14 protein-coding genes are annotated in these 13,575 nt (G+C 63.1%); 9 read left to right on the forward strand and 5 right to left on the reverse strand.

Translation table 11 applies throughout. The annotated features are described in order from the left end of the window. The first annotated feature begins 16 nt into the window (after positions 1-16). A complete protein-coding gene (locus tag NKH97_RS19860) occupies positions 17-1,675 on the forward strand; it encodes a pilus assembly protein TadG-related protein (RefSeq protein WP_352442173.1) in 1,659 nt (552 codons plus the stop codon). An 8-nt stretch (positions 1,676-1,683) separates the two neighbouring features. On the opposite strand, the gene NKH97_RS19865 is transcribed toward NKH97_RS19860, so the two are convergent. Next, positions 1,684-3,615 carry an LTA synthase family protein gene (locus tag NKH97_RS19865; RefSeq protein WP_352442174.1) on the reverse strand — a complete coding sequence of 644 codons (1,932 nt, stop codon included), beginning with the start codon at positions 3,613-3,615 and terminating at the stop codon, positions 1,684-1,686. Positions 3,616-3,891: 276 nt separating this feature from the next. Here NKH97_RS19865 and fabD point away from each other — a divergent pair, with 276 nt between their 5' ends. The 5 genes from fabD to fabF all read left to right on the forward strand — a co-directional run bounded on the left by fabD (position 3,892) and on the right by fabF (position 7,640). Beyond that, entirely contained in the window at positions 3,892-4,833 is a 942-nt protein-coding gene (gene fabD, locus NKH97_RS19870) for an ACP S-malonyltransferase (protein ID WP_352631896.1), read from the forward strand. 60 nt (positions 4,834-4,893) lie between these two features. After that, positions 4,894-5,118, forward strand: coding sequence for a type II toxin-antitoxin system RelB family antitoxin (relB, locus tag NKH97_RS19875; protein ID WP_352631894.1), 225 nt, complete (start codon positions 4,894-4,896; stop codon positions 5,116-5,118). Positions 5,119-5,158: 40 nt separating this feature from the next. Further along, positions 5,159-5,896, forward strand: a complete 738-nt coding sequence (gene fabG, locus NKH97_RS19880) for a 3-oxoacyl-[acyl-carrier-protein] reductase (RefSeq protein WP_023813762.1) — start codon at positions 5,159-5,161, stop codon at positions 5,894-5,896. Between the two features lie 210 nt (positions 5,897-6,106). After that, on the forward strand, positions 6,107-6,343 hold the full coding sequence (locus tag NKH97_RS19885) for an acyl carrier protein (RefSeq protein ID WP_006203723.1): 237 nt from the start codon (positions 6,107-6,109) through the stop codon (positions 6,341-6,343). Between the two features lie 34 nt (positions 6,344-6,377). Continuing rightward, positions 6,378-7,640 (forward strand): beta-ketoacyl-ACP synthase II, encoded by a 1,263-nt coding sequence (gene fabF / locus NKH97_RS19890; RefSeq protein WP_352609745.1) that lies wholly within the window; start codon positions 6,378-6,380, stop codon positions 7,638-7,640. Here the strand turns inward: fabF and NKH97_RS19895 are convergent. After that, positions 7,628-7,900, reverse strand: a complete 273-nt coding sequence (locus NKH97_RS19895; RefSeq protein WP_352442176.1) for a hypothetical protein — start codon at positions 7,898-7,900, stop codon at positions 7,628-7,630. The genes fabF and NKH97_RS19895 overlap by 13 nt on opposite strands. On the opposite strand from NKH97_RS19895, the gene mltG reads away from it, so the two are divergent. The 3 genes from mltG (at position 7,899) to gmk (ending at position 10,659) form a co-directional block, all read left to right on the forward strand. Further along, a complete protein-coding gene (mltG, locus tag NKH97_RS19900; RefSeq protein WP_352442177.1) occupies positions 7,899-8,951 on the forward strand; it encodes an endolytic transglycosylase MltG in 1,053 nt (350 codons plus the stop codon). The genes NKH97_RS19895 and mltG overlap by 2 nt on opposite strands. Before the next feature lie 157 nt (positions 8,952-9,108). After that, positions 9,109-9,999 carry a YicC/YloC family endoribonuclease gene (locus NKH97_RS19905; RefSeq protein WP_352442178.1) on the forward strand — a complete coding sequence of 297 codons (891 nt, stop codon included), beginning with the start codon at positions 9,109-9,111 and terminating at the stop codon, positions 9,997-9,999. 3 nt (positions 10,000-10,002) lie between these two features. Further along, on the forward strand, positions 10,003-10,659 hold the full coding sequence (gmk, locus tag NKH97_RS19910; protein WP_013532512.1) for a guanylate kinase: 657 nt from the start codon (positions 10,003-10,005) through the stop codon (positions 10,657-10,659). A 50-nt stretch (positions 10,660-10,709) separates the two neighbouring features. Here gmk and rsmA read toward each other — a convergent pair whose 3' ends face one another. The 3 genes from rsmA to NKH97_RS19925 are packed head-to-tail and all read right to left on the reverse strand — an operon-like array spanning position 10,710 to position 13,519. After that, complete coding sequence (rsmA, locus tag NKH97_RS19915; RefSeq protein ID WP_352609739.1) at positions 10,710-11,549, reverse strand: 16S rRNA (adenine(1518)-N(6)/adenine(1519)-N(6))-dimethyltransferase RsmA; 840 nt, start codon at positions 11,547-11,549, stop codon at positions 10,710-10,712. A gap of 10 nt (positions 11,550-11,559) precedes the next feature. After that, positions 11,560-12,576 carry a 4-hydroxythreonine-4-phosphate dehydrogenase PdxA gene (pdxA, locus tag NKH97_RS19920; RefSeq protein ID WP_502895161.1) on the reverse strand — a complete coding sequence of 339 codons (1,017 nt, stop codon included), beginning with the start codon at positions 12,574-12,576 and terminating at the stop codon, positions 11,560-11,562. Between the two features lie 13 nt (positions 12,577-12,589). Beyond that, a complete protein-coding gene (locus NKH97_RS19925) occupies positions 12,590-13,519 on the reverse strand; it encodes a peptidylprolyl isomerase (protein WP_023813768.1) in 930 nt (309 codons plus the stop codon). Positions 13,520-13,575 lie beyond the last annotated feature (56 nt).

Below are 13,575 nucleotides of genomic sequence, written 5' to 3' on the forward strand. Positions count from 1 at the left end.
ATTTCCGGGGGTAAGGATGCTTCTCGACAAATTCTGGCGCTCGAAGAGCGGCAATTTCACGCTTGTGCTGGCACTGGGTTTGCCGGTCATCCTGACAGCAGTCGCTTTCGCAACCGATGTCTCGACCCTTATGCGGGCCAAGAGCAATTTGCAGAACGCTCTCGATTCGGCAAACCTTGCTTCCTCGCACCTTGGCGATCTCGACATCACCCGCAATGACGCTTTCAACCGCTATTTCCAAGCCAACATCGTCGGTCATGGCGAGCTCGGCAATGCGCAGGCGACGTTGACTGTCGACAAGGGCGTCAACTTCGTCAAGACAAAGGCGGTTGCCTCGGCGGACGTCAATCTCAACTTCGCCTTCCTGTTCGGCGACAGCAAGCGCATCGTCGTCGATGCCTCGGCGGTCGAATCGAACAACCAGCTCGAAGTCGTGCTGGTGCTGGACAACACCGGCTCGATGGCCGGCGCGCGCATGACGGCGTTGAGGACGGCGACAAAATCGTTGCTCGACACGCTCGAAGCGGCGAAATCGCCGACGCGCAAGATCCGCGCCTCGCTGGTTCCTTTCGTAACCGCTGTCAACGTCAATGGCGACGGCTTCGATCCGTCCTGGATCGACATGGACGGCAAGTCCTCGACCAACGGCGTCAATTTTCCCGTCATCGACGGCAAGCGACCGAACCACATGGCGCTTTTCAAACAGCTCAAGAAGACCGGATGGACCGATGCCGGATGGAATGGCACCGGATGGAAGGGTTGTGTCGAGGCGCGGCCAGGCGCTTACAATATCTCCGACACGCCACCCGACACGGCCAAGCCCGACACGCTGTTCGTGCCGTACTTTGCGCCGGACGATCCCGAAGACGCCCAAAAGCCGTCTGGCGCCTATGGCAATTCGGACAAATACTACAACAACTCCTACCTCAACGATGTCAGCGACAAAACCAGGCTTGCCCAGTCGGGCATCAACATTCTGGGCATCGATCTCAGCAACCTGCTCGGCAACCTCATCGACCTTTTGTCACCCGATGACAGGGCTGCCAGGGAAAAGATCGCCAAATATGTTGCGCCCGCCAAGGAACTCATCACCGAGACCGGCTCTCCCATCACTATCGGCCCGAACCGTGCGTGTCCGACCCCGGTGGTCGCCCTGACCGACGATTTCGACAAGCTGCGCAAGGCAGCCAGTCAGATGACCGAGTGGAACGGTTCGGGCACCAATGTCTCCGAGGGCCTGTCATGGGGTATGCGGGTGCTGTCGCCCGCCGCGCCCTACACCGATGGAGCGCCGTGGAAGACGCCCGGCATCAGCAAGATCGTGCTGTTGCTCACCGACGGTGAGAACGTCGTCTATGGCGCCAGCCAACAGCCGACGAAGTCTGACTACACATCATATGGCTATCTGGCCGGCGGTCGTTTCGGATCGGATAACCAGACGACGGCGGCACGCAACGTCGATGGCTGGACCAAAAGCGTCTGCACCCAATTGAAGGACCAGGGCGTGCAGATCTACACCATGGTGCTGCAGTCCGACACCGCAGCCAACCGTGCGCTTTACAGCGCCTGCGCCTCTGATCCGAGCGGCTATTATGCAGTCAACGATCCGACCAAATTGCCGGACGTCTTCCAGCAGATTGCCAACAAGTTCTCAAAGCTGCAATTGACGAACTAAAGGCGGTCTCAACTCGTATGGGCGGCGACAATCTTGTCGACCGTTTCGGGGAAGAAGTCGGGTGCCGCGTGGCGTTTGCCGAACATCATATCGTACTGCAGCAGGCGGAAATCGCGGATCGCCGGATCGATCTCCTTTTGTCGCGCCCAATCGGGCGTGGCTTCGCCAGCCGGCGTCAGCAGAAGATTGCGGTCGACGACACGGTAGCGTTCGCTCATCTCGCCCAGGAAGCCGGTGTAGTAGGGATGGCTGATCCCGGCCGTTTTCAGGATATGATAGGGCAGGAAGGCTGGGCTGACGGCACCCATGTGCTCAGCCGGTCCGGTGCGGTTCGACCAGATGACCAGCGGCGTCTCGTGGTGTTCGAGGGCGGCCTCGGGCGACGCTTCCTTGCGCGGCGCGACATTGTCCTTGAGGAAGCCGGTTTCGACGTAGACCGGCCCCAGCGGCGGCAGATGATCGCCGAAGAAGGCGATCACGGTGGGACGGGAGCGTTTCTTCGCCCATTCGACCAGGCGTTCAAGGCCGCGATCCGCATCGGCTGAACCCTCGGCATAGCTAAGCAGCGATTCGCGCGCCCATTGGCTGATCGGCGCCTTCACCGTATGCGTCGGATTGTAATAGCGGTTCGGCTCGTAAGGACCGTGGTTTTGCAGGCTGACGGCAAAGAAGAACACTGGCTCGTCGCTGGCGTCGGCCTCGCTGATGATCTCGTCGGTCATCGCCGCGTCCGATGCCAGCGGCCCGCGCTTTTGCATGGGCGGCAGCGTCTCTTCCGACTTGAAGTCGTTGAAGCCGAAATCGGCGTAGACCGCGCCACGGTTCCAGAACCAGTTGGTGCCGGGATGGATGGCGCGCGCCCGGTAACCCTGGCTCTTGAGGAAGGTTGCCAGCGAAGGCGTCGGCGTGCGCACATATTGCTGATAGGGGATGCTGCCGGCCGGCAGGAAGGCGTTGGAAAAGCCGGTCAGGGCCTCGAACTCGATGTTGGCGGTCATGCCGCCGAATTCCGGCGAGAACATCGAGCCCGAGCGCAGCGCCCGCACGTTGGGGATCGGATCGGGCGTGATGGTGACGCCGGGCAGCTTGGTCGGATCCCAGAAGGATTCGCTCATGACGATGATGATGTCGGGCTTCTCGGCCGGCACCGAGGCGGTTACATCAGGTCTGCCGATCGCCGCGATCGCTTTGTCGGTATAGCCTGGCGGCGCCGAGACATGCGCCATCGGCACATTGAGGGCGAAGGCCAGCGCAAAACCGTTGGAGGCATAGTTTTCCTTCTGGTCCCACATGATCGGGATGATCTGCAGCCGGTCCCTGGTCCAGGAGAAGGTGGCGTAGTCCATGATCGAAACGAAGAAGGCGAGCAGCGGCACGGCCAGCGTCAGCCGGGCAAGGCGGCCCTTGCGGCTGAGCGCGGGAACCTTGCGGCGCCACAGCCGCCAGCCGTAGACGAGCAGTGACAGGCCGGCGACGATGCCGACGACCATGGCGAGCGCGGTCATCGGCCGGTCGCGCACCAAAAGCGGCAGCAGCGCGAAGATCTGGCGGGCATAGAGGAAATCGGTGGGATAGAGCGGATCGCCGAGATAATGCGACTTCTGGTGGCCGACGAAGGCAAGGGATAGCGTCAGCGGCGCGACGATCATCAGGCTCTGATGGCTGCGGCCGAGCACCGCATCGAGGCCGATCAGGATCAGCGCGAAGACGACGATGGTGGTCCAGCCGGGCTTCAGCGGCTGCAGGAAGAAGGAGACGGTGCCAGCAAAATCGCCGCGCACGATCAGTTCGATCGCAAACACCAGGACGGCCGCGATCGCCAGGCTGACAAGCCCATAGCGCACGACCGGCCATCTCCTGCCCGGCAGATAGCCGGTGGAGGGGTCGTCTTCCAGGAACTGTGGCGCGGGCTTGCCGGCGCGTTTGTAACTCTTTGCCACTTAAACTTCCCCACCCAGCGACAAACACGTCACTCGATTGTCATGGAATTGTCACGCAAAGCTAGCGCCTGTGGCCAAAATAAGAAGAGCCAGCAAACGAATCGTGAGCGGTTTTCATCAGGAGTGATCGCCAAAAAGCCTTTCGGAACAGGCACTCGGCGGATGAGGCGGCCGTCGGGCAGGGTCGAACCGGGCTTGACTTGGCGCCCCGCCATGCCTCACAGGCAAGAAAAACCCGTCTTCAGGCAAGCAAAACCAGCCCTTGGGAGCCCTCGCATGGCCGTCGCATTCACCTTTCCCGGACAAGGCAGCCAGGCGGTCGGCATGGGCAAGGATCTCGCCGACGCCTTCCCCGAAGCGCGCAGGGTCTTCCAGGAAGTCGACGACGCACTTGGTGAGAACTTGTCGAAGCTGATCTGGGAAGGGCCGGAAGAGGCGTTGACGCTGACCGCAAACGCGCAGCCGGCACTGATGGCGGTGTCCCTGGCCGTGGTCCGGGCGCTGGAATCGCGCGGCTTCTCGCTGAAAGGCAAGGTCACCTATGTCGCCGGTCATTCGCTGGGCGAATATTCGGCGTTGGCCGCTGCTGGCTTCGTTTCGGTTGCCGATGCCGCCCGGTTGCTGCGCATACGCGGCAATGCCATGCAGGCGGCGGTGCCGGCCGGCGAGGGCGCCATGGCGGCGATCATCGGATTGGAACAGGCCGATGTCGAAGCAGCCTGCACCGAGGCATCCAAAGGGTCGGTCTGTCAGATCGCCAACGACAATGGCGGCGGTCAGCTGGTTATTTCCGGAACCAAGGCTGCGGTCGAACTGGCGGCGAAACTGTGCACGGAAAAGGGCGCCAAGCGAGCGCTGATGCTGCAGGTTTCCGCGCCTTTCCACTCCGCGCTGATGGCGCCCGCGGCCGACGTCATGCGGGAAGCCCTGGCCGGCGTGACAAAGAATTCGCCGGTGGTTCCCGTCCTATCCAATGTCACGGTTAGCCCGACCAGCGATCCGGACGAGATCGCCCGCCGCCTGGTCGAACAGATAACCGGCCGCGTGCGTTGGCGCGAGACGGTGGAGTGGTTCGGCGCGAACGGCATCACCACGCTTTACGAAATCGGCGCCGGCAAGGTGCTTTCAGGATTGGCGCGGCGCATCAACCGCGACATTGCCACCGCGTCGGTCGGCTCCGCGGCTGAGGTCGAGGCAGTGCTGGTGGCGCTTCGTTGAGCTGCGCAACTTGAATTCACCGGCGCATGACCACATACATGCATCGCAACGAGGTGCGGCATGCCCACATCGATCCGTCTTTCTTCTGAAGTCGAGCGACGGTTGGATTCGCTTTCGGCCGAAACCGGTCGCAGCAAGGCTTACTATCTGCGCGAATTCATTGAGCGGGGCCTTGAGGATGTAGAGGATTACTACCTTGCCGCCGAGGTGCTCGGGCGGATCAGGAGCGGCGAAGAAGGCATTCTGAGAGCCGAAGACTTCTGGAACGGCGACGTCTACAGATAGCCAATTCGCGGGCTGTCCGATTTGAAAGAGGATTAAACACATGTTCGAATTGACTGGCCGCAAGGCGCTCGTCACCGGCGCATCGGGAGGCATCGGTGAGGCGATCGCCAGGATGCTGCATGCGCAGGGCGCGATCGTCGGCCTGCATGGCACCCGCGTCGAGAAACTGGAAGCGCTGGCTAGCGAGCTTGGCGACCGGGTCAAGCTGTTCCCGGCCAACCTGTCGAACCGTGACGAGGTCAAGGCGCTCGGCCAGAAAGCCGAGGCCGATCTCGAAGGCGTCGACATCCTGGTCAACAATGCCGGCATCACCAAGGACGGGCTGTTCGTGCGCATGTCGGATGCCGACTGGGACACCGTGCTCGAAGTCAACCTGACCGCCGTGTTCAGGCTGACCCGCGAACTCACCCATCCGATGATGCGCCGCCGCCATGGCCGCATCATCAACATCACCTCGGTGGTCGGCGTCACCGGCAATCCCGGCCAGACCAATTATTGCGCCTCAAAGGCCGGCATGATCGGCTTTTCCAAATCGCTGGCACAGGAGATCGCCACCCGCAACATCACCGTCAACTGCGTCGCCCCGGGCTTCATCGAATCGGCGATGACCGACAAGCTCAACGACAAGCAGAAAGAGGCGATCATGGCGGCGATCCCCACGCGGCGCATGGGCACCAGCGTTGAAGTCGCGTCCGCCGTCGCTTATCTCGCCTCCAACGAAGCCGCCTACGTCACCGGCCAGACCATCCACGTGAATGGCGGCATGGCGATGATCTAACGAGGTTCGGCAGCAACGCCGGCGGGTTGTGAAAAGAGACCATTTCGGCTTGGACCTCAGCTATTTTTCGTGTAATGCGGCCCGCAACCCGGCGGTTCGGGCAAAAACCGGTCCGTAGTCGTTGCGTTTCCGGCAGGACCATCTTTCAGCTTGATTAGCGGCATTCTGCCCGCTAACGAAGACAGACAAACAAAAGACGAGGATGCCCAAATGAGTGACACCGCAGAGCGCGTCAAGAAGATCGTCATCGAGCACCTTGGCGTCGATGCCGACAAAGTGACGGAGCAGGCGAGCTTCATCGATGATCTGGGCGCCGACAGCCTCGACACGGTCGAACTCGTCATGGCGTTCGAAGAAGAATTCGGCGTCGAGATTCCCGACGATGCGGCTGAGACCATCCTGACCGTTGGCGATGCCGTGAAGTACATCGACAAGGCTTCGGCCTGACGCTTTCCGCAGTCATCACCGGGGAGGACCTGCGATGAGGCGTGTCGTCGTCACGGGCCTTGGGTTGCTGTCGCCGTTCGGCATGGGCTTCGAGCACAGCTGGAAGGAACTTCTGACCGGCCGCAGCGCTGCCAAGCGCATCACTGAGTTCGAGGTGGAGGATCTTGCCTGCAAGATCGCCCACGTCATTCCGCGTGGTGACGGCAGCAATGCCACCTTCAATCCGGAGGCCGTGCTCGAGCCGAAGGAACTGCGCAAGATCGGCGACTTCATCCTGTATGGGATTGCCGCCGCCGACGAGGCGCTGAAGGATTCCGGCTGGGAACCCAAGACGCATGAAGAGCGGTGTGCCACCGGCGTCCTGATCGGCTCCGGCATCGGCGGCATCGAGGGCATCGCCGAGAACGCGACGATCCTCAAGGAGCGCGGCCCGCGCCGCATCAGCCCTTTCTTCATCCCGGGCCAGATCATCAATCTCGTCTCCGGGCAGGTTTCGATCCGGCACGGGCTGAAAGGCCCGAACCATGCCGTCGTCACGGCCTGTTCGACCGGCGCGCACGCTATTGGCGATGCTGCCCGGTTGATCATGTGGGGCGATGCCGACGTGATGGTCGCCGGTGGCGCCGAAGCGCCGGTGACGCGGCTGTCGATCGCCGGCTTTGCCGCATGCCGGGCACTGTCGACGGAACGCAATGATTCGCCGCAAATGGCGTCGCGACCCTATGATCGGGACCGCGACGGCTTCGTCATGGGCGAGGGCGCCGGCGTTGTCGTGCTCGAGGAGCTCGAACATGCCAGGGCGCGCGGCGCCAAGATCTATGCCGAGGTGACGGGTTATGGTCTCACCGGCGATGCGCATCACATCACCGCGCCCGCCGAGGATGGCGATGGCGCCTTCCGTTGCATGACGGCGGCACTGAACCGGGCCAAGTTGACGCCGGCCGATGTCGACTACATCAACGCGCACGGCACCTCGACCATGGCCGACACGATTGAGCTCGGTGCCGTCGAGCGGCTTGTCGGCAATGCCGCATCGAAGATTTCGATGTCGTCAACCAAGTCGTCGATCGGCCATCTGCTTGGAGCGGCGGGTGCCGCCGAAGCGATCTTCTCTATCCTTGCCATCAGAGACAATGTCGCGCCGCCGACCATCAATCTCGATAACCCGGAACGCGAAACCGCGATCGATCTGGTGCCGAACAAGCCGCGTGCCCGCCAGATCGACGTGGCGCTGTCCAATTCCTTCGGCTTTGGCGGGACCAACGCGTCGCTGGTCTTCCAGCGCTACAATGGCTGATCGTCCGGCTGCCGGGCGGCGCTTTGGCGTGCCGTCAATTTTGCCATATTCGCCCCTACTCTGCCGCTGGGGATTCGTTGGGCGATCAAACGGTAGGGCGAAATGAACACAAATCCGGCAGGCAACGGAGAATTCGGGCAACGGCCGCCGACATCCGGCCCGATCGTGCCGAAAACGGCCAGCGAGGCGTTGCGGCCAGAGGCTGGCACGCCACCGCCGAAGCGCTCGCGTGCGTCACGCAGCCAGGTCGTCGTGTTCATGAACTTCGTCATCTCCTCGGTGATGCTGGTGGTTCTGGCGGCCGGCGTCGCGGTCTATTTCGGCAAGCAGGAATTCACCGAACCCGGACCTTCGGCTAATGGCGACACCTTCCTGGTCAAGCCGAACACCGGCGTCCAGGATATCGCCGACCAGCTCGAACGCCGCGGACTGATCAGCGACGCCCGGGTATTCCGTCTTGGCGTGCGGGCCTTCGGCAATGATTCCGCGCTGAAAGCCGGCGAGTACGAGATCAAGCCCAGGGCTTCCATGCGCGATATCATGGAGCTTTTGAAGAGCGGCAAGTCGGTGATGTATTCGCTGACCATTCCTGAGGGACTGACGGTCGACCAGGCATTGCAGCGCATCGCCGAGGAGACTGCGTTGAGCGGCGACATGCCGGCAACCACGCCGCCGGAGGGCAGCCTCGCCACCGACACGCTGCGCTTCACGCGCGGCGCGACACGCCAGCAGATGGTCGACAAGCTGCTGGCGGATCAGAAGAAGCTGGTCGACGATGTCTGGGAGCGGCGCGCGCCTGACCTGCCGCTGGCCAACGTCGAGGAGTTCGTCACGCTGGCCTCGATCGTCGAGAAGGAGACGGGCAAGGGTGACGAGCGTTCGCGAGTTGCCGCCGTCTTCCTGAACCGGCTTGCCAAGGGCATGCGCCTGCAATCCGATCCAACCATCATCTATGGGCTGTTCGGCGGCAAGGGAAAGCCGGCGGACCGGCCGATCTACCAGTCGGACATCCAGAAACAGACTCCCTACAACACCTATGTGATCAATGGCTTGCCGCCGACGCCGATTGCCAATCCGGGTCGTGCAGCGCTGGAGGCGGTGGCCAATCCGTCGAAAACCGCCGACCTCTATTTCGTTGCCGACGGCACCGGCGGGCACGTCTTTGCCGCGACGCTGGACGAGCACAACGAGAATGTCGCCCGCTATCGCGCGTTGCTGAAGAAGCAGGCCGATGATGCCGCCAAAGCCGCCAAGACGACTGGCACCGGCGACAGCGATGCCAGCGGCGGTGACGCGGGCGCTGCCCAGTAAATGAAGAAAGGCGTTGCCCGACAGGCAACGCCCTGACATTTGGAAGAGCGCCGCGCGTCCGATTTCGACGCGCCTGCGGCGCAGTCTTTTTTCAAGCCGCACTCGCTCCTGTCCGGAAAGCCGGTTCAGGGCGATGTGCCAGGGACGTGTGGGCGATATGAATTTGCAGAGCATGACCGGTTTTGCACGTGCCGTCGCCGAGCACGAAGGCACTTCGATCGCCTGGGAGGTCAAGTCCGTCAACGGCAAGAGCGTCGAGGTACGGCTGCGGCTGCCGCAAGGCTTCGAACGGTTGGAACCTGCTGTCCGGCAGATACTTCAGAAACGTTTTGCACGCGGCAATTTCCAGGCGACGCTGACCATCGGCCGTGCCGTTGGCGCGCAGGCGCAGCCGGTCGTCAACGAAGCCTTCCTGAAGGACCTTGCTGGGCTCGCCAAACGGCTGCAGGAGCAATTCGGCGTTGCTGCGGCGACGTCAGATGGATTGCTTTCGCTGCGCGGCGTGCTCGACATTCCTGAAACCGTCGAAACCGAGGAGGCGAGGGCCGCGCTCGATGCCGCGATCATGGTCGCGCTCGAAGTGGCCTTGAACGGGCTCGAACAGGCACGTCAGGGCGAAGGAGCCGCGCTGGCTTTGCTGTTGTCGGGTCATATCGACACGATCGAGGTGCTGACGCTGCGAGCCGAGGCGGATCCATCCCGCGAGACGACGGTGATTCGCGAACGCATCGCCGAGCAGGTCAGGCTGCTGATGGACGCTTCCGCCAATCTGGATGCCACCCGACTGCACATGGAGGCGGCGTTCCTGGCCACCAAAGCCGATATTCGCGAAGAGATCGACCGGCTGAAAACGCATGTCGCGTCCGGCCGGGCTCTGCTGCTGGGCGGCGGTGCGGTCGGTCGCAAGCTCGATTTTCTGGCACAGGAATTTAACCGCGAATCGAATACGCTGTGTTCCAAATCGAATGCCGCAGCCGTCACCGCGATCGGCCTGGACCTGAAGGCGGTGGTCGACCAATTTCGTGAACAGATCCAGAATCTGGAGTAGCCGATGGTTGCCAAGGATTTGGGGTCCCGCATTCGCCGCCGGGGCCTGATGCTCGTCCTGTCGTCGCCATCCGGCGCCGGCAAGTCGACGATCGCGCGCAATCTTCTGGAAAGCGATTCCAGCCTCGAACTGTCGGTCTCGGTCACCACCAGGCCGCGCCGCGGAAGCGAGATCGAAGGCGTCCACTATCATTTTCGGACGATGCGGGAATTCGAGCGGCTTCGTGATTCCGACGCACTGCTGGAGTGGGCCGAGGTGCATGGCAATTGCTATGCGACGCCGCGCGAACCGGCCGAACTGGCGCTGTCCGAGGGGCGCGACATGCTGTTCGACATCGACTGGCAAGGTGCCCAGCAGCTCAAGGAGAAGATGCGCGCCGACATTGTCTCGATCTTCATCCTGCCGCCATCGATGAAGGAGTTGAAGGCGCGGCTGAAACGTCGCGCTGAAGACCAGGAGGCGGTGATCGAGACGCGGCTGAAAAACGCCCGCAACGAGATCGAGCACTGGAAGGAATATGATTTCGTCATCGTCAATGACGACCTTGACCGCGCCTTCGCCGAAGTGCGCGGTATCGTCGTCGCCGAGCGGCTAAGACGCGACCGCCGGCCAGGCCTGTTCGATTTCGTCTCTGGACTGTTGGACGAGAAGACGGGCTGAGGCGGTGAAGCGCCAATCTCCCCCACGAGGGGTGGGAGATCGGCAGCTTCTTACACCGCATTGGTCAGCCGCACGAACTCCTCGACGCTCAGCGTTTCGGCGCGGCGTGTCGGATCGATGCCGGCGCGTTCGAGCAGGGCCTCGCCGCCGAGGTTCTTCACGCTTTGCCGCAGCATTTTGCGACGTTGGCCGAACGCGGCTTCGGTGACGCGGCCGAGTTTTTTTACCTCGGCGGACAGAGGGGTCGGGCGCGGCACCAGATGCACCACCGAGGAGGTGACCTTTGGCGGCGGCGTGAATGCCTGTGGCGGTACGTCGAAGGCGATCCTCGCCTCCGTCCGCCAGCCGGCAAGAACCCCTAGCCGGCCATAGCTGTCGCTGCCGGCGGGCGCGACGATGCGCTCGGCCACTTCGCGCTGGAACATCAAAGTCATCGAGGTGTAGAAAGGCGGCCAGTCGCTGACCGTCAGCCAGCGCACCAGCAGCTCCGTGCCGATGTTGTAGGGCAGGTTGGCCACGATCTTGACCGGACCGCCGTTCCCGGTCGCTCGGCTGGCAAGGCCTGCGAAATCCGTCTTCAGCGCATCGCCGGAAACAACCTCCAGCCGGCCGGGATAGTGGTCGGACACTTCGGCAAGAGCAGCCAGGCAACGTTCGTCGCGCTCTATGGCGACCACATGGCGCGCTCCGTTGTTGAGCAAGGCGCGGGTCAGCCCGCCGGGACCAGGACCGACCTCGATTACTGTTGCATCGGACAAGTCGCCGGCGGTGCGCGCGATCTTGCCGGTGAGGTTGAGGTCGAGCAGAAAATTCTGGCCGAGCGCCTTCTTCGCCTGCAACCCATGACGCTCGATCACCTCGCGTAGCGGCGGCAGCCCGTCGATGCTCATGCCCGAGGTCTCATACGGCGATTGCCTTCGTGTTCGTGTCGGCCAGCCGCCGGGCAAGCTTCAGCGCGGCTATCAAGCTGTCGGGCCGCGCCACACCCTTGCCGGCGATGTCGAAGGCCGTGCCGTGGTCGGGCGAGGTGCGGATGAAGGGCAGGCCGAGCGTGACATTGACCGCCTCGTCGAAAGCCAGCGCCTTGGCCGGGATCAGCGCCTGGTCGTGATACATGCAAAGGGCCGCGTCGTAGCCCGCCCGCGCCCGGACATGGAACAACGTGTCGGCCGGCAAAGGGCCGAAAGCGTCGATTCCTTCGGCACGCAGGATGTCGACCGCCGGGCGCACGATCAGCTCGTCCTCGAGGCCCATGGCGCCGCCTTCGCCGGCATGTGGGTTGAGCCCGGCAATCGCCAGCCTCGGCTTGGCGATGCCGAAGCGGCCGGTAAGGTCGGCGGCGGTGATGCGCGCGGTGGCGACGATCAGTTCGGTGGTCAGTGCCTTCGGCACCTCGGCCAGCGCGATGTGGATGGTGACGGGAACGGTGCGCAGGTCGGGTCCTGCCAGCATCATCACAGGCATCGCCTCGACGCCGCTGTGCCGGGCTGCCAGATGCGCCAGATATTCGGTGTGGCCGGGAAAGCGAAAGCCCGCATCGTAGAGCGGCTTCTTGGCGATGGGGCAGGTGACCACGGCCGAGGCTTCGCCGGCAAGGCAATCGGCGACGGCGCGGTCGATGGCCTCGATGGTGGCGGCCGCATTGGCCGGATCCGGCCGGCCGGGGCTGTCGATGCAGCCGGCGGCTAGCGGAACGATCGGCAAGGCGCGGGCAAAGACCTGCGCCGCTTGCGCTGATGTCGTTTCGACGACCGGCAGCGAAATGCCGAGCAGGCGCGCCCGGGAGGCGATCAGCGCCGGATCGGCGAGCAGGTAGAAGGGGGGCAGGGCGGCAGCTTCGCGCGCCATAAAGGCGGCGATGGCGATCTCCGGCCCAATGCCGGACGGATCGCCGGCGCTCAACGCGAGCGCACTCACTGTGTTGCCCACGTCAGCGCTTGACGATGCGGGCTTTTGCCTTCAGCTCGTCGACATATTTCTTGCTGAGCGCGTCGGCATCCTTGTCGCCGCCGGAGCCTTCGGCCTGAAACGCCATCTGGGCGACCTTGTCGTCGGACACTTCGCGCGACGAGCAGATGCCGATGAATTCGACGCCGCGCTCGGTTTCGCGCGTGGCGGTGGCACCGCCGACTTTGGTAGCCTTGATCTGCTCGGCCCAGTCCGGCGGCAGCTGCGGCGCGAGCACCCGGCCCAGATCGCGAACGGTGACGTCGATCAAGCCCTTGGCGAATTCGCGCGTCGTGTTGCAGCCGTTGAAGCGGGCGCGCATGGCGTCGGCCTCGCGCTTGCGTTTGCCCAGCGTCGCGCTGCGTTCAGCCGCCGGCACCACGAAGATGACCTGCTGCAGCATGTATTCGGTGGCGCTCGGTTTGGCGCCGCCTTTTTCGAGCATCTTCCTCACGAGATCCTGCTCGCTGACGGCACCTGTGCCGTCGCCGGAACGGTAGCGTGCGCTCAAAGCCTGGTTCCAGGCCATCTGGGCGCGGATGAATTCCTTGAAGTGGCTCTTGGTGACACCTGACTTCTCCATGACGCCGTCAAGCTGGCTGAGCTGCATCTTGTTGCTCGAGGCAAAGCGCTGATACGCCGCCTCGACCTGTGCGTCGCTGATGCGGATGCCAAGCCGCTTGGCCTCGGCCATACGCAGCGTCTGGTCGATCATTTCCTGGCCGGCATCGCCCTTCTTGCGCTGCAGCTTCAGGAAGGCGGCGCGATGGGCGATGTCGCCGCTGGTGACCGGAATGTCGTTGACGACGTATTTGATCTCGCTGGCGAAAGCCGGCGGCGTCATTGCAGTGATCGACACGGACGTCGCCGCCACGAGCAACGCGAAACCTGCTGAAAAGAGGTATTTCCTCATCGTTGGTATCCCAATTCTATCCCGGTCCCGCCCAATTTCATCTTTCCAGGTGCGCG

It is taken from the genome of Mesorhizobium sp. M0870 (assembly GCF_040319775.1).
Lineage (GTDB): Bacteria > Pseudomonadota > Alphaproteobacteria > Rhizobiales > Rhizobiaceae > Mesorhizobium.

Excerpts from the sequence above, each read along its gene's own strand:
- fabD (WP_352631896.1), top strand. The coding sequence starts at position 3,892 with ATGGCCGTCGCATTCACCTTTCCCGGACAAGGCAGCCAGGCGGTCGGC.
- NKH97_RS19860 (WP_352442173.1), top strand. The coding sequence starts at position 17 with ATGCTTCTCGACAAATTCTGGCGCTCGAAGAGCGGCAATTTCACGCTT.
- fabG (WP_023813762.1), top strand. The coding sequence starts at position 5,159 with ATGTTCGAATTGACTGGCCGCAAGGCGCTCGTCACCGGCGCATCGGGA.
- gmk (WP_013532512.1), top strand. The coding sequence starts at position 10,003 with ATGGTTGCCAAGGATTTGGGGTCCCGCATTCGCCGCCGGGGCCTGATG.
- NKH97_RS19905 (WP_352442178.1), top strand. The coding sequence starts at position 9,109 with ATGAATTTGCAGAGCATGACCGGTTTTGCACGTGCCGTCGCCGAGCAC.
- relB (WP_352631894.1), top strand. The coding sequence starts at position 4,894 with ATGCCCACATCGATCCGTCTTTCTTCTGAAGTCGAGCGACGGTTGGAT.
- mltG (WP_352442177.1), top strand. The coding sequence starts at position 7,899 with ATGAACTTCGTCATCTCCTCGGTGATGCTGGTGGTTCTGGCGGCCGGC.
- NKH97_RS19895 (WP_352442176.1), bottom strand. The coding sequence starts at position 7,900 with ATGAACACGACGACCTGGCTGCGTGACGCACGCGAGCGCTTCGGCGGT.
- rsmA (WP_352609739.1), bottom strand. The coding sequence starts at position 11,549 with ATGAGCATCGACGGGCTGCCGCCGCTACGCGAGGTGATCGAGCGTCAT.
- NKH97_RS19885 (WP_006203723.1), top strand. The coding sequence starts at position 6,107 with ATGAGTGACACCGCAGAGCGCGTCAAGAAGATCGTCATCGAGCACCTT.
- NKH97_RS19925 (WP_023813768.1), bottom strand. The coding sequence starts at position 13,519 with ATGAGGAAATACCTCTTTTCAGCAGGTTTCGCGTTGCTCGTGGCGGCG.
- fabF (WP_352609745.1), top strand. The coding sequence starts at position 6,378 with ATGAGGCGTGTCGTCGTCACGGGCCTTGGGTTGCTGTCGCCGTTCGGC.